The sequence below is a fragment of the Pedobacter cryoconitis genome (assembly GCF_014207135.1).
Classification (GTDB): Bacteria; Bacteroidota; Bacteroidia; order Sphingobacteriales; family Sphingobacteriaceae; genus Pedobacter; species Pedobacter cryoconitis_D.
In genome coordinates this window covers 41,755-57,416 of record NZ_JACHCC010000017.1, presented here as the reverse complement: position 1 = coordinate 57,416, position 15,662 = coordinate 41,755, and the positions used below count along the sequence as shown (strand labels likewise).

Sequence of the window (15,662 nt, the reverse complement as noted above, 5' to 3'; positions counted from 1 at the left end):
AATAAAACTGATTGTATAGGCTATTTTTAGTTGAATTATTAAACCAATTAAAAAAAATGAAGATATTAAAGTTTGGCGGAACTTCTGTCGGAAGCCCTGAGCGAATGACGAAATTGCTGGATATCATTAATCCGGCTGAAGAGCAAATTGTAGTTTTATCAGCAGTGTCTGGTACAACCAATAGTTTAGTAGAAATTTCAGGCAAACTTTTAAAGGAGGATAAACAGGGGGCGTTAACTTTGATTAACGCCCTAAATCAAAAATATAATGAATTTGTAATTGAACTTCTTCCTGAAGGCGACTTTCGTGAACAGGGACAGGAAATAGTAGATTATCATTTTCAGTTTTTAGTTTCACTGGTGAATGATATTTTCACACCTATTGAAGAGAAAGTAGTACTGGCACAAGGTGAATTGTTATCTACAACGCTTTATCATATTTATCTGAAATCTATAGGTGTACCTTCGGTATTATTACCTGCACTTGATTTTATGAAAATCGATGAGGACAATGAACCTGATATTCCTTATGCTACAGCGAATCTTAAACCTTTACTGGAGAAGCATAAAGGGAATAAATTGTTTATCACGCAGGGATTTATCTGCAGAAACAGCTTCGGTGAAGTGGACAACCTGCGCCGTGGGGGAAGTGATTATACGGCTTCTCTGATTGGTGCCGCAATTTTAGCGGAGGAAGTACAGATCTGGACGGATATTGACGGAATGCATAATAATGATCCTAGGATTGTGAAAGGCACGAAACCAATTGCGCATCTTTCTTTTGATGAGGCTGCGGAGCTTGCTTATTTTGGTGCGAAAATCCTTCACCCGCAATCGGTATTCCCTGCACAGAAATATAAGATTCCTGTACGGTTATTAAATACGATGGAACCTTCAGCAGCAGGAACACTGATCTCTTCGGAAAGTGAAAAGGGAAAAATCAAATCTATCGCTGCCAAGGATGGTATTATCGCAATTAAGATCCAATCGAGCCGGATGTTACTGGCTTATGGTTTCCTGAGAAGAATATTCGAAATTTTTGAGCGTTATAAAACGCCTATCGATATGATCACAACTTCGGAAGTTGCGGTATCTTTAACGATAGATTTTACGGATAACCTGGATAAAATTGTAGAGGAACTGCATGCGTTTGGTTCGGTAGAACTGGACAAGGAGCAGACGATTGTTTGTGTGGTTGGTGATTTCGGAGCAAGTAAACATGGTTTTGCTTCAAGGGTACTGGACTCTATCAAACATATTCCAATCCGTATGATCTCTTATGGCGGAAGTAATTATAATATCTCTTTGTTAATTAATACGGGGGATAAAACGGAAGTGCTGAGGAGCTTACATAATCGTATTTTTGAATAGAAAATAGGGTTTATCTCCTTTTGAGGTAAGTAAGCACGGCAATAACTATAAACAGGAGTACGATAAAGAGCCTGACTCTTCTGTCGTATTCTTTTTTGCTGATTTTCTGACGTTGAAGATCAAAATAGTTGCCCATGTAAATCAACATCATTCCAATTAGACAAAATACAATAAGATATTTAAACATTATGTTTTCTAACAAAGATATAGCAGAGTTCGCAAATTTAGAAACGCCTTTCTATTATTATGACCTTAGTTTATTGCAACGAAGCTTAAGTGCCTGTGCTGATGCAGCTAAAGTTTATGATTTTCATGTGCATTATGCAATGAAGGCGAATTTTAATGATACGCTGCTGAAAAAAATTAAAGAAGCAGGTCTGGGCGCCGACTGTGTAAGTGGCAACGAAGTGAAGAAGGCTATAGAAATTGGCTTCGACAGGAAACAGGTTGTGTTTGCAGGGGTGGGAAAATCTGACCGCGAAATTAATGAAGCACTGGACCTGGATATTTTCTGCTTTAATGTGGAATCTGTACAGGAACTGGAAGTAATTAATGAACTTGCAGGGAAGAAGAATAAGATCGCAAAGGTAGCTATCAGGATCAATCCTAATGTGGATGCGCACACGCATCACAATATTACAACAGGACTGGATGAAAATAAGTTTGGAGTGAATTCTTGGGATCTGCCTGATTGTGCAGACGCATTGAAAATCTCGGCAAATCTGGAGTTTATAGGGGTGCATTTCCATATCGGATCGCAAATCACTAATCTGGATGTGTACAAGAATCTTTGTGTAAGAATCAACGAGTTCGCAAAATGGTTCGAAGAACGTGGATTCATGGTCAAGGTGCTGAATGTAGGGGGAGGCCTGGGAATCGACTACCAACAACCTGAACAACAAATCCCTGACTTTGAAGCGTATTTCGGGATTTTTAATGAATTTCTTGAAAAAAGACCTAACCAGGAAGTGCATTTTGAACTGGGAAGAGCCCTGGTAGGCCAATGTTCTTCTCTGATCAGTAAAGTGCTTTATGTGAAAAATGGTAAGAATAAGAACTTTATTGTACTTGATGCAGGAATGACGGAACTGATGAGACCAGCGCTTTATCAGGCTTATCACCAGATCGAAAACCTGACAAGACAGGAGGAAGAAACGAAAGTTAAATATGATGTGGTTGGACCAATTTGTGAAAGTACGGACTGCTTCGGAAAAGAAGTACTGCTGCAGGAAACAAAAAGAGGAGACCTGATCGCCATTAGAAGTACTGGGGCTTATGGCGAAGTCATGAGTTCTCACTACAATCTGAGAGAAAATGTGAGAGTCGCGTTTAGCGGGTAGTTTCTTCACTAAGTTTTTAATAAAAAGTGTTGTTGATTTTCGGGCCGGTTCCATGAAAAATGGAAATGCCCGAAAATCAACAACACTTTTTTGTTAAAAATACTATAGGAAAAACCTAACCCCAAAACGCAAATACATTTTACACCCAGACCTCCGCTCGTAACCGGGGATTATGGAAAGCTAACTGGCGAAGCATAATGGAAAGCTAACTGGCGTAGCATGGCGGAAAGCCAGTACTTAATGACCGTTACGGAAAACCGGAACCTTGACCTGCTAAACAATTGTACTTTGCCCAAAATTTAAAAACAAAATTATGGGAACAACAATTGGAAATGTATTGATATCATATGATATCAATAAGTCGCACACACAGGTGAAAACCGCATTGGAAGCCTTAGGTTATTCTGATAAATTTAAGAATATCAATGACCCTAAGACCTATATGTTACCTAACACTACTTTATGGCACGATAAAAAAAACTCCAACCAGGCTATGAGCGAATTAAGAACAGTTTGTGCAAAGCTGGATGTAGTGCTCGAAAAAGCAGTCACCGTGAAAGCGGATGAGTTTGTGGGAATTTAATTAATGTGTTAAAGTCCATTGGTAAGAAACTGGTCGGGTAGTGGTCGGGTTGTGTTGTAGTACTGGTCGGGACTAAACCAGTACCAAGGCAATCTCCTTCCGTAGCAAGTCCATGTATTTTAACTAGTTGAAATACATGGACCCACCATACTCAGAAGGTATGTCTAATATGTACTCATCCTGAATAGTACTGCTATTTAACCCAACCAATATCTTATTTGGATATATTAATAATGGAATAGCTATAATGGGGATGCCAAAGCAATTTTATTGTTACTTGAAGGACAGAATGTGAGATACTAGTTCTGTTTTTTTATCTTAAAAAAAATTAGCTTATGATAAAAAAACTACAACATTTACTGGTACTACCCGCACTGTTTTTTGTCTCTGTAACGCAGGGGCAAATTATCCCCTCACCAAAGGAACACTTCGGATTCAATATAGGGGACGACTATAAACTGGCAAATTACACGCAAACGGAAGGGTACTTTAAGAAACTGGCAGCCTCGCCAAGGGTGAAAATGGTGGATATCGGACTAACGGAAGAAGGAAGACACCAATGGATGCTTATCATATCTTCTCCTGAAAACCTGAAAAAATTAGCCAGGTACAAGGAAATATCTCAAAAATTAGCGCACGCGGACGGATTATCTGAAGCTGAAGCAAAAGGGCTGGCCGCTGAAGGTAAAGCTGTTATCTGGATAGACGGAGGACTACACGCAAATGAAGTAGTAGGCGCACACCAACTGATCGAAACGATGTGGCAACTGGTAAGCAGAAACGACGAAGAAACGCTTAATATCCTAAATAATGATATCATTCTACTAGTCCACGCAAATCCTGACGGACAGGAACTCATGTCGGACTGGTACATGAAGGAAACAAACCCGAAAGATCGTAAACTGGACGTCCCAAGGTTATATGAGAAGTATATAGGGCACGATAATAACAGGGACTTTTATATGATGAATGTAAAGGAAAGCCAGAATATCAGCCGACAACTGTTTGTCGAATGGATACCGCAGATTATGTATAATCATCATCAACGAGGACCAGCTGGTTCTGTCCTGGCAGGGCCTCCGTACCGGGACCCGTTCAATTATGTTTATGACCCATTGATCGTAACGAGTATTGACGCGGTAGGGGCAGCAATGAATAACAGACTAAACACGGAAAGTAAACCGGGATACACGCAAAGGGCAGGCTCTGAGTTCTCTACGTGGTGGAATGGAGGTCTAAGGACCACGCCGTACTTTCATAATATGATCGGACTACTGACTGAAATTGTTGGAGGTCCCACTCCGGAAAAGATTCCGCTGGTCCCGGAACGTTTAATCCCGAACGGGGCAACACCAAACCCTGTTGTACCTCAGGAATGGCACTTCCGCCAGTCTATTGACTATTCGGTCTCTCTGAATTATGCAGTACTGGACTATGCATCGAGATACCGCAGCACACTGCTGTTTAATATTTATAAGATGGGCAGAAACTCTATTGAACGTGGAAATACTGACCACTGGACGTTTTATCCTAAGTTCATTGACTCTATTAAAATGGCTTATAAAAGGGATAAAAAACAGACCGAAGGAAAGACTATTCCGGTTAAATATTATGACGAGGTACTGAAAAATCCAGTAAACCGGGACGCCAGGGGATATGTAATCCCTGCTGATCAAACTGATTTTCCTACGGCTGTAAGGTTTATCAATGCGCTGATTTTATCGGGCATACAGATCGAAAAAGCTAATGGGGCATTTACGCTGAATGGAAAGAATTATCCTGCTGGCTCTTATATCGTAAGAACGAATCAGGCATTCCGCCCGCATGTAATCGATATGTTTGAACCGCAGGATCATCCAAACGATTTTCAATATGAAGGTGGCCCGCCAATACGTCCTTATGATGCAGCAGGCTGGACACTGGCCTTCCAGATGGGAATTAAGTTTGACCGCATCCTGGAGAACTTTGAAGGACCATTCCAAAAGATTGCTTATGGAGCCACTGAGTCTCCGGTGAAGGAAGCTGTTGTTCATACCGCTAAAGCAGGGTATGTCATCAAGCCATCTGTTAATAATGCGTTTATTGCTGTGAATGACCTGTTGAAGGCGGGGGTTAAAGTTTATCGTGTTCCTGCCGGAATCAGCAGCCTGCCTGGATATGGCCCGGGTACCTTTTATGTACCGGCCTCAGCTAAAGCAACTGGGGTAATTACGCATGCGGCAGCTACGCTGGGACTTCAGGTGGAAGGGGTAAATAAAGCTCCTGGAGGAGCTGTTAAGGTCTCGCCCTTACGTATTGCGCTTTGGGATAAATATGGCGGCTCGATCCCCTCGGGATGGGTACGCTGGCTGATGGAACAATATCATTTCCCTTTTGAAGTGATTTATCCAAAAGCTATAGATGCAGGCAACCTGAGGAAAAAATATGATGTGCTGGTATTTGTGACTGGAGGAATCCCGCCTATTGGGAAAACTAGAAAAATGGGAACTGAAGAAGAAGCTAAACTGGATTCTGTTCCTGCCGCTTTCCGCTCATGGACAGGGAAACTGACAACGGAGAAATCTATTCCTCAGCTCAAGGCTTTCCTGGAGCAGGGTGGGACTGTTGTTGCCATCGGAAGCAGCACAAATCTGGCTTATCAGCTTGATCTTCCGGTTCGCAACGCACTGGTTGAGAAAAATGCGGAGAACAAAGAAAAGACGCTACCCGGAACCAAATACTATATCCCGGGAAGTATCCTGGAGGTCAATGTTAATCAGGAACTGCCAGCTACATGGGGGATGTCGGGCGAAGCTAATGTTGACTTTGACAACAGCCCGGTATTTAAACTGGATGCCGGTGCTGCGGAGAAAGGGATCAAACCGATTCTTTGGTTTTCAAGTGAGAAACCGCTGCGCAGCGGATGGGCCTGGGGACAAGCTTACCTGAAAGATGGTATCGCGGGATTTGTTGCGCCTGTGGGTGCAGGAAAGCTGTATGCCTTTGGCCCGGAGATCACCTTCCGCGGACAATCAGCAGGTACTTTCAGACTGTTGTTCAATCAGCTTTATCAGGTTAAATAGTATTTTATCGGATATAAAAAAGCGGGTTATCTCTATTGCTGAGATAACCCGCTTTTTTATTGCTATAACCTGAATGTAACTGGTGTAAAAGTGGTTTGCTTTTTAAAGAAATTGGAAAAATGGGCCTGGTCTTCAAATCCCAGGCTATAGGAAATCTCAGCAATATTCCAGTTCGTTTGTCTAAGCAAAATCTTAGCCTCCTGGATAACTCTTTTACTGATCAGCTGGGTCGTGGTATTACCGGTTACCTCTTTTAAGACTTTGTTCAGATGATTAACGTGGATGGCCAGACGATCTGCATAGTCTTTTGCCGCACGAAGGTTCAACCGCTGATTTAATGACTCAAGGGGAAACTGGCGTTCAAGTAACTCGATGAACAGGGACGAGATCCTCTCTGAAGCATTCTGCGTATTGCTGAGTGCCGACATCGGCTGGAGCTTCTGACCATAATGAATCAGCTCCATCACCAGGTTACGTAACAGGTCGTACTTGTATTTGTAGTCGGTACTCATCTCTTTATGCATTTTCTGAAAGATGTACTCAATCTCTTTAATTTCTTCATCTGAAAGTTGAAACACAGAGAACTGCCCGGGTTGAAAGATAGGTAACTCATCGAGTACCATGCCGGACTGACCTGATGAAAAGAAGTCGGAGGTGAAAATACAGAACATACCGGTTTGATGATGATCCTCAGGCAACCAGTGATAAGGGATCTTCGGTGTGGCAAATAACAGGGCATTCTGCCGGATGTCAATGGTTTTGTCTGCGTATTCGGCCTTGCTTTTACCTCTCAGCCAACTGATCTTGTAATAAGCCCTGCGACTATAGGGCATAATACGGTCACCGGTCTTCTTGTCAAAAAGTTTTTCACTTTCAAATACATTAAAATGTCCGATTTCGCGGGCAATGCCAGCAGGAAGGGAAGCTCCGTTCCTTTGGTAAAAGTCCTCTAAAGAGGAATGATTGATGAGTTTGTCTTTCAAGGGTCAGTTATAATTGGGATAGCTGGAATTACTTATACAAACATACCGCCAGAAATCTCAATCCGTTGCCCTGTTATCCATCTGGCATCTGCTGTACACAGGAAGGCAATTACGCCACCAATATCTTCTGCCATACCCGGACGGCCCAAAGCGGTCACACTACTCACGAAATTTTGAATCTGTTCGCTTTCCCGAAGATGTGCACCATTGAAATCAGTAGCTATTGCCCCGGGAGCAATAACATTTGCCCTGATGCCTTTTGGCCCCAGCTCTTTAGCCAGATATCTGGTAAATACTTCAACTGCACCTTTCATCGAAGCGTATGCCGAAGAGCCAGGCACACTGAAACGGGCAAGACCTGAAGATACATTCACAATACCTCCTCCATCATTCAGAATGGGTAATGTTTTCTGCGTTAAAAAATAGACACCTTTAAAGTGGACATTCATCAGCTCATCGAACATTTCCTCAGTGACTTCGCCAATAGGGGCATTACTTCCCATCCCGGCATTGTTGATCAGGAAATCCAGACGATCAGTCCCGAATTCCTGTTTTAATGTATTCTTTACTGTCGCAATAAATGAATCAAAGCTTTTGATATCACCTGTGTTCAACTGTAAGGCTGCTGCCTTTTGTCCGCTTTGCTGAATTTGATTCACTACATGCTGAGCCTCTTCTGCTTTGGTATTATAAGTTATAATGACGTGATTTCCTTTTTCTGCCAGCCTTAAGGCCATGTCTTTGCCTAATCCGCGGCTTCCTCCTGTAATGAGGGCTATGTTACTTTTCATAAGTGTAATTTGTTTAGATACAAAAATAACACGCAAAGGAGGGTGCTGGTTTGAACAAATCAATCCATTATTTGCGAATTTCAAATCATAGGATGCTTTTTAGTCATTTGAACTCTTATATTCCCTTAAACGGGAGGGTGGAAAAATATAACTGGTAATTTTTTATTCTGCCATTTGGATTGTCCTGTCTGGGTAATAGTTTCATCCCGCCGATTTTATAGCTGGCCCCCAGATCTATAACGAGCTGGTGGGGTGGTTTTGGTGAACTGTTCTCCCATTCGGTATGCCAGATACTGGTGAACTGTAAATCGAAAACATTGGATGCACTACCATCATCTCCACTAAGTTCTTCACTGTCTGCATAAACTACTTTCCAATTGGTCCTTGGGATTTCTTTTCCTTTTTCATCGAGTAAAACAATTTCTGCAACGGAGATATAGGGCTGTCCTTTTTGTTCGGAGAGTGCTTCGAGACAGAAATAACGGGCACTGACAGGACTGAATTTTACATCCTGCCATTTCGAAGAGTTCTCAAAAATGCCTTTGTAATGTGGTGTTAAACCTGATCCTGTCCATTGTTGCCCCTTCTTTTTATGGGCCTGCAATTGCTGCTCATTGACCTGATCAAGAATGGGTATCGAAGTACTGTTCATTTGTGGTTTTGCAGTACCATAAAGATCAAAAACAATCACCTCGTTTTTTCCTGTTTTAAGCCAGCTTCCCGGCAGGAACATGGTTTGCGTAGGGCCGATATTCCAGAACCGACCAAGACAATGACCATTTACCCAAACCAAACCTTTATTCCATTTGCTGAGGTTCAGATAGGTGTCTTCTGTTGTTACGGCAGTAAAGTTTCCTTTGTAAAATCCTGCTCCGGGTTTCTGACCAGCTAATGGTTTATATACGACAGGAATTGTGTGATCTCCCAGTCGGATAGGGTAGTTTTTCCAGTGTTTTAATTCGGTGGTTACGCCATTACTGATCAGGTTAACCTGACCGTGGATTCCTTTGTGGTCTAGCATGGCATAACCATAATTTACTCTTCCGGTTGCTTCTACGAGAATATCAAGAACGGTATTTTTTGTTCTCGCAGGAAGAGAGATAGAAAAGTTATTCTTACGGCGGTCTAAAGTCCCGATCAGTTTCTTGTCGAGGTAAACCAATGCGTAATCGTGGATTTCTTTAAATTGTAAGCTAGCTTTCTGGCCAGCTTTGAGCTGGGTCTGGTAAAGAACGCAGCCAAAATCCTGACCGAGATCTTCCATCAGTTTTGCAGTATCTGAAAGTACTGGTTGTGGGAGGTTCTGCTGGAGACCGGCAAAAGCGGTAAAGGTAACGGGGCCCGTGGTCTGGATTTTTTTAGCCGCCGGGATCTCTGGTAAAGTTTCTCCTTCCTGTAAGTAGTTACTGAAAAGCTTACGGAGCTCGTAGTATTTAGGGGTCGGATTTCCTGCCTCGTCTATTGGGGCATCATAATCATAACTGCTGGTCTGTGGTAGGTAAGGAGGAGCATTGGCACCGCTATAGGTGCCAAAAGAGGTACCGCCATGAACCATGTAAATACTGAACGAAGCTTTATGGTCGAGCATGTATTTTAATTCGGAAACGATTCTTTTGGTATCTCCCTTGTGGTGTGGTCTGCCCCAGCTGTCAAACCAACCAGGATAGTATTCTCCGCACATGAGCGGGCCTTCTGGCTGTATCTTAGTCAGGGCTTTGAAATTATCTTCCGGGTCACTTCCAAAATTGACTACAGCGAATAAACCATCGGGATGATCGTTTTTAAGCTGGGAAGGACCGTCGCAATGAAATAAGGGTACATTAAAACCTGCTTCTTTGATGTAGGATTTAATGATATTCATATAGGCTTTATCATTGCCATAACTGCCGTATTCGTTTTCTACCTGAACCATAAGGATATTCCCGCCATTACTGACCTGCATAGGGGCAAGGTGTTTACCAACTTCCAGCAGGTATTTTTTTGCACGTTCAAGGTAATAAGGATGTTGTGTTCTCAGCTGCATGGTTTTATCTTTCAGCAACCACCATGGAAAACCACCAAATTCCCATTCCGCACAGGAATAGGGACCGGGTCTGAGGATCACGTATAATCCCTCTTCTTTAGCAATTTTACAGAATTCAGCAGCATCGCTTTGACCGGTCCAGTTAAATTGCCCTGGCTGAGGTTCGTGCATATTCCAGAAAAGGTAAGCACAAACGGTATTTAATCCCATGGCTTTGGCCATTTTTAAGCGGTGACGCCAGTCTGCTTTTGGAATACGGGCAAAATGCATTTCTCCGCATCGGATTATAAAAGGTTTTCCGTTTAATTCGAAACTTTGTGGGCCTATTTCAAATTTTTTAGGCTCGGTTTGAGCCTTCAACTGTAAAGAGAAGATCAGGAAAACGAAAATAGCAGCGATTTGCTTCTTATTTATCATTTTTAGTTGTGGTTAGGTGGTTGGTTTTGAAAATCAATGTTGAAATTAGCTAATTTCAGGAGCAATTACAGCTGATTTTTACTTTCTGATGATTTGTCATTAAACCGTTACAGCTTTTTGGTAAACGACTGGTTTTGCTATAAAAAAAAGACCATGTGGCTTAAGGGCGACATGGTCTTTTTTTTACAGTGAGCTTGATTTTACTCTTCTTCGAAGAAATCGGCCAGGCCGCCTATATAATATTCATTAAGCCCAGCAGAGAAGTCTTCGTAGTCCTCGTCCGGAATGTTTGTCTGAACAAATTCTAGGGAAGTTCCTTTTTTGTCTGCATGGAATTTGATAGTTACAATTGAAGGTTCATTCTCTTCTCCAAAGTACCACTGCTGTACAATTTTTTTACCATAGTCAAACTCGAGGTTCTTTCCTATGATATCTCCTTCCCAGAAAGAGAATTCTGTATCTGGTTTGTCTTCAAACTCAACTTCAGCACCAGTCCATAATTGTATGCTTTGTGCTTTAGTCATTGCGAGATAAACCTCCTCAGGTGGGGCTGGAAGATAGTAGTATTTTTTAAAGGTCTTCATTGTATGGTATTGTTATATTTATTTAAAAGCATTTAATCCTGTTACATCCATTCCTGTAATCAATAAATGGATATCGTGTGTTCCTTCATAAGTTACCACCGATTCAAGGTTCATCATATGGCGCATAATCGAATACTCGCCGGTAATTCCCATACCGCCCAGCATTTGTCTGGCATTTCTGGCTACATCGAGTGCAATTTCTACACTGTTTCTCTTAGCCATGGAGATCTGTTCAGCTGTTGCCCGGTTCTCACTTTTGAGGACGCCCAGACGCCAGACTAATAGTTGTCCTTTGGTGATCTCGGTAATCATTTCAGCCAGTTTCTTTTGCTGCAACTGGAACCCTCCGATAGGTTTGCCAAACTGTACGCGCTCTTTGGCATAACGAAGGGCTGTATCGTAACAATCCATCGCTGCACCCAAAGCTCCCCAGGCAATACCGTATCTGGCCTGGTTCAAACAACCTAAAGGACCTTTCAAACCGGAAATTTCCGGAAATATGTTTTCCTTGGGAACCTTCACGTTGTCAAAGACCAGCTCTCCGGTTGCGGAAGCACGCAGACTCCATTTATTATGTGTTTCAGGCGTGGTAAATCCTTCCATTCCACGTTCCACGACAAGGCCTCTGATCTTTCCGGCTTCATCTTTTGCCCAGACCACAGCGATATCAGCGAAAGGGGCATTGGAAATCCACATTTTTGCACCGTTTAACAGGTAATGATCTCCTTGATCTTTAATATTGGTCACCATCCCTCCGGGATTTGATCCGTGATCGGGTTCTGTCAAACCAAAACAGCCCATCATTTCTCCTGTAGCCAGTTTAGGCAGGTATTTACGTTTCTGCGCTTCGGAACCGTAAGCATAAATAGGATACATCACTAAGGAGCCCTGTACGGAAGCTGTAGACCTGATACCTGAGTCTCCACGTTCCAGTTCCTGCATCAGGATACCATAAGCAATATAGTCTAGTCCTGCACCACCATATTCAACAGGGATAGTCGGACCGAAAGCGCCTATCTCACCTAAACCTTTAATCAGGTGTTTAGGAAATTCTGCTTTCTGTGCATAATCTTCTATAACCGGACTGATTTCTTTTTTTACCCAGTCGCGGGCTGTAGACCTGATGAGTTTATGTTCTTCAGACAATAATTCGTCTAATAAATAATAATCGGGCGCTTCATAGAGGTCTTTCTTTCCTGATTTGTTCATGGTATACGCTATATTTGGTTGATCCGGTTGGCTTATCTTCAAAGGTAATAATTTCGGGTAATGGCTGGCTAAAACCAATCAAAAAATTAATTTTGTGGCACAAATCAGATCTTATGTATTTACAAACTGTTGCTTTAAATGATGTCAAATGTTTCGCCCTGCACGGGTATTACCCGGAAGAGCAATTGACGGGAACCGAATTCTTAGTGAGTGTTGAAGTCACTTTTATTCCTTCGGGCGATACGGAAGATTTACAGCGGACGGTTAACTATGAGGTACTGAACAGTATCATCCAGGAGGAAATGAAAAACACGAAGAAGATGCTTGAATCGGTAGTGAAGCTCATCCTGGACAGAACAATTTCTGCATTTCCGTTTGTATTGACAGCCGTGGCAGGAATCAAGAAAATGCATCCGCCTATGCCTGGAGAGATCAACCATTCTTTTGTTCAATTATCTTATTCTTCTAAGCATTAATATATGTCAGCTATTCCTAACTATACCAAAGTTAATCCTGCATTTTTAACTCAGCTTGCTGCTGTTTTGGGTGCGGAAAATGTGTTTACGGATCATGTTTCACTGGCTGATTATAGTCACGATGAAACGGAAGATCTTCATTATGAACCGGAAGTAGTGGTGAAACCGGTTAATACGGAGGCGGTGTCCGCATTGCTGAAGTTGTGTAATGAGCATCATGTTCCGGTAACGCCAAGAGGGGGAGGAACGGGGTTAAGCGGAGGTGCTCTGCCCGTATTTGGCGGGGTGTTGTTATCTATGGAACGTTTTAAAGCAATTATTTCCATTGATACGGAGAACCTTCAGGCAACTGTAGAACCTGGTGTGATTACGGAAGAATTTATGAATGCGGTGGCTAAGGAAGGTTTATTGTATCCGGTTGATCCGTCAAGTAAAGGCTCTTGTTTTATAGGGGGAAATGTAGCACATGGTTCCGGAGGGCCACGGGTAGTTAAGTATGGTACGATCCGGGAATATATCTTAAACCTGGAAGTAGTGTTGCCTACGGGAGAAATTATCTGGACTGGTGCAAATACGCTTAAATATGCGTCGGGTTATAATTTAACGCAGTTGATGATCGGTTCTGAAGGGACGTTAGGAGTGGTGACTAAAATTGTAACGAAACTGATCCCGGCAGTGCAGCAGAGTGTACTGATGTTAGGGTCTTTCCTGGAAAATGAACAGGCTTGTGCTGCGGTATCTGCAATCTTCAGGGCTGGTATTATTCCTTCTGCTTTAGAGTTTATGGAAAGGAAAGGGGTAGAGTGGGTAGTGAAGTATGATGAGATTAAGTTTGAGGTCAAGGATGGGGTGAATGCTTATCTGTTGATTGAGTTTGACGGGGATGACCTGGACGCGATATTTAAGGATTGTGAGAAAGTGAATACGGTGCTGGAGGAATTTGGTTGTACGGAAGTGCTTTTCGCAGATACGGCTCAGCAGAAGGAAGATTTATGGAGGATGCGGAGAACAATGGCCGAATCGGTGAAATCTAATTCGGTTTATAAGGAGGAGGATACAGTGGTGCCGAGAGCTGCTTTACCTGAGTTGATTAAGGGGATTAAAGCAATCGGATCTAGATATGGTTTTGAAAGTGTGTGTTATGGACATGCTGGTGATGGTAATCTGCATATCAATATTATTAAAGCGGGGATGAGTGATGAGGACTGGAAGAATAAGCTGAAGGATGGTATTGTGGAATTGTTTGAGCTAACGGCTGCTTTAGGGGGCACAATTTCTGGTGAACATGGTATAGGACTGGTTCAGCGGGAGTTTATGTCAATTAAATATAGTGAAATCAATCTTAATTTAATGAGGGGGATCAAAGGGGTGTTCGATCCTCATGGGATCCTGAATCCTGGAAAGATATTTTAAAAGGGAACAGCTTTTGAATTAAAGCTGTTCGTATTGGATCATCTGATTTTTTTCTGCTTCTGGTATGGAAATGGCTTTTTGGGTAGCGTAATCAAAGGCTACGCAAACGGTTTTTCCTCTGGAACAGATTTGTTCTGTGTCGCCGAGGTGTTTGACAATGATATAATCGAGGTCGAAACTGCTGTTACCTATTCTTGATGTGCGGACGTAAATGCTGATTTTGTCTTTGATGAAAATGGGATTGATGTAGTCCATAGAGGCTTGCGCAACGACGACTCCTGTTTTTTCCCAATCCCACGATATAGCGTGGCTCCAATATTTTGTTCTGGCAATTTCGAGGTAGGTGAAATAGGTTACGTTATTGACGTGACCCATCATATCGAAATCGGCAAACCGGGTTTCTATCTGGAATTTATAGCGAAAACTGTCGGTATTACTTGGTTTATCTGACTTTATGTCTGGTTGTTTTTCTTTAGACTGACTAAATGTCTTGTTTTTCATGTTTTTTTGGATTGGTATAAGAGTTGAATAGGTGCTTGTATAATTGAAAAATAAAAAAATAAAGGAGAATATAATTATGACACTAGTAAATTTTAACAACCGCACAAGAAACCACGCACCTCACTTTAACAATATTTTTGATTCTTTGTTCAGTGAAGCGCTTAATAAAAATTACACTATAAATAAAGTTCCTGGAGTAAATATCCTGGAAACTGAAGAAAATTATACTATCGAACTGGCTGCACCTGGCCTGGAAAAAAGTGATTTTCAAATCAACCTGAAAAAAGATACGCTTTCTGTATGGGCAGAGAAAAAAGTAGCTGACGCTGAAGTAAAGAAAAATTATAGCAGAAAAGAATTTGATTATCTGTCTTTTGCAAGATCATTCGTTTTACCTGAAAGTGTAGACGCAGAAAAAATCTCTGCTGAATACTTAAACGGGATTTTAACAATCGCAATCGGTAAAAAAGTTGACGTTCAACCTGAAAGTAAAGAAATTAAAGTTTCATAAGTTTGGTTTTTTTTAAGCTTAAAGGGGCATTCCGAAAGGTTTGCCCCTTTTTGATTGCTGGGATTTTGGATGGGGATTATAAAATTGGTGTTATATTTTTTTTGGCCCGGATTCATGAAGAATGAATATGGCCACAAAAATATAACACCAATTTTATGATCTCTAGTAGTCAAACCTTCCAGCAAACAGAAAAACAGGAAAAACCTTTCTACATTATCCGAAAGATATTGGATTGGTATATCCGGGTAAAGGTGAAAAATAACAACCGATCTAATGAAGAAGGTATAATGACTAAAACCAATGACCGAAAACTATGACTGCGCCCCCCCCCTTTAATTGATAATTTCTCTTTCAACCCATAAAAGTTAAAGAATAATAGAGGTTGTTTTGTTACCACAT

General features: G+C 41.8%; 14 protein-coding genes. 7 read left to right on the top strand and 7 right to left on the bottom strand.

The window, feature by feature from the left end; genetic code table 11:
* Positions 1–56 precede the first annotated feature (56 nt).
* The gene (locus HDF25_RS25140) at positions 57–1,370 is read left to right on the top strand and encodes an aspartate kinase (protein WP_184629175.1); all 1,314 of its coding nucleotides are present in this window, start codon (positions 57–59) and stop codon (positions 1,368–1,370) included.
* 10 nt (positions 1,371–1,380) lie between these two features.
* Here HDF25_RS25140 and HDF25_RS25135 read toward each other — a convergent pair whose 3' ends face one another.
* Positions 1,381–1,521, bottom strand: coding sequence for a hypothetical protein (locus tag HDF25_RS25135; RefSeq protein WP_184629174.1), 141 nt, complete (start codon positions 1,519–1,521; stop codon positions 1,381–1,383).
* A gap of 37 nt (positions 1,522–1,558) precedes the next feature.
* On the opposite strand from HDF25_RS25135, the gene lysA reads away from it, so the two are divergent.
* The 3 genes from lysA (at position 1,559) to HDF25_RS25120 (ending at position 6,355) form a co-directional block, all read left to right on the top strand.
* Positions 1,559–2,710: a diaminopimelate decarboxylase gene (gene lysA / locus HDF25_RS25130; protein WP_184629173.1), complete on the top strand. Its 1,152-nt coding sequence runs from the start codon at positions 1,559–1,561 to the stop codon at positions 2,708–2,710.
* A 313-nt stretch (positions 2,711–3,023) separates the two neighbouring features.
* The gene (locus tag HDF25_RS25125) at positions 3,024–3,293 is read left to right on the top strand and encodes a hypothetical protein (RefSeq protein WP_184629172.1); all 270 of its coding nucleotides are present in this window, start codon (positions 3,024–3,026) and stop codon (positions 3,291–3,293) included.
* Between the two features lie 335 nt (positions 3,294–3,628).
* On the top strand, positions 3,629–6,355 hold the full coding sequence (locus HDF25_RS25120) for a M14 metallopeptidase family protein (RefSeq protein WP_184629171.1): 2,727 nt from the start codon (positions 3,629–3,631) through the stop codon (positions 6,353–6,355).
* Between the two features lie 62 nt (positions 6,356–6,417).
* Here the strand turns inward: HDF25_RS25120 and HDF25_RS25115 are convergent, their stop codons facing one another.
* The 5 genes from HDF25_RS25115 to HDF25_RS25095 all read right to left on the bottom strand — a co-directional run bounded on the left by HDF25_RS25115 (position 6,418) and on the right by HDF25_RS25095 (position 12,362).
* Complete coding sequence (locus HDF25_RS25115; RefSeq protein ID WP_221451021.1) at positions 6,418–7,338, bottom strand: helix-turn-helix domain-containing protein; 921 nt, start codon at positions 7,336–7,338, stop codon at positions 6,418–6,420.
* 32 nt (positions 7,339–7,370) lie between these two features.
* A complete protein-coding gene (locus HDF25_RS25110; RefSeq protein ID WP_184629170.1) occupies positions 7,371–8,129 on the bottom strand; it encodes an SDR family NAD(P)-dependent oxidoreductase in 759 nt (252 codons plus the stop codon).
* 115 nt (positions 8,130–8,244) lie between these two features.
* Complete coding sequence (locus HDF25_RS25105; protein WP_184629169.1) at positions 8,245–10,569, bottom strand: beta-galactosidase; 2,325 nt, start codon at positions 10,567–10,569, stop codon at positions 8,245–8,247.
* A 200-nt stretch (positions 10,570–10,769) separates the two neighbouring features.
* On the bottom strand, positions 10,770–11,153 hold the full coding sequence (locus HDF25_RS25100; RefSeq protein ID WP_184629168.1) for an SRPBCC domain-containing protein: 384 nt from the start codon (positions 11,151–11,153) through the stop codon (positions 10,770–10,772).
* A gap of 18 nt (positions 11,154–11,171) precedes the next feature.
* Positions 11,172–12,362: an acyl-CoA dehydrogenase family protein gene (locus HDF25_RS25095; protein ID WP_184629167.1), complete on the bottom strand. Its 1,191-nt coding sequence runs from the start codon at positions 12,360–12,362 to the stop codon at positions 11,172–11,174.
* Between the two features lie 113 nt (positions 12,363–12,475).
* Here HDF25_RS25095 and HDF25_RS25090 point away from each other — a divergent pair, with 113 nt between their 5' ends.
* The gene (locus HDF25_RS25090) at positions 12,476–12,838 is read left to right on the top strand and encodes a dihydroneopterin aldolase (protein ID WP_184629166.1); all 363 of its coding nucleotides are present in this window, start codon (positions 12,476–12,478) and stop codon (positions 12,836–12,838) included.
* Between the two features lie 3 nt (positions 12,839–12,841).
* Positions 12,842–14,251: an FAD-binding oxidoreductase gene (locus tag HDF25_RS25085; protein WP_184629165.1), complete on the top strand. Its 1,410-nt coding sequence runs from the start codon at positions 12,842–12,844 to the stop codon at positions 14,249–14,251.
* Positions 14,252–14,269: 18 nt separating this feature from the next.
* Here HDF25_RS25085 and HDF25_RS25080 read toward each other — a convergent pair whose 3' ends face one another.
* A complete protein-coding gene (locus HDF25_RS25080) occupies positions 14,270–14,752 on the bottom strand; it encodes an acyl-CoA thioesterase (protein WP_184629164.1) in 483 nt (160 codons plus the stop codon).
* Positions 14,753–14,795: 43 nt separating this feature from the next.
* On the opposite strand from HDF25_RS25080, the gene HDF25_RS25075 reads away from it, so the two are divergent.
* Complete coding sequence (locus HDF25_RS25075; protein ID WP_260409466.1) at positions 14,796–15,263, top strand: Hsp20/alpha crystallin family protein; 468 nt, start codon at positions 14,796–14,798, stop codon at positions 15,261–15,263.
* The last annotated feature ends 399 nt before the right edge of the window (positions 15,264–15,662 follow it).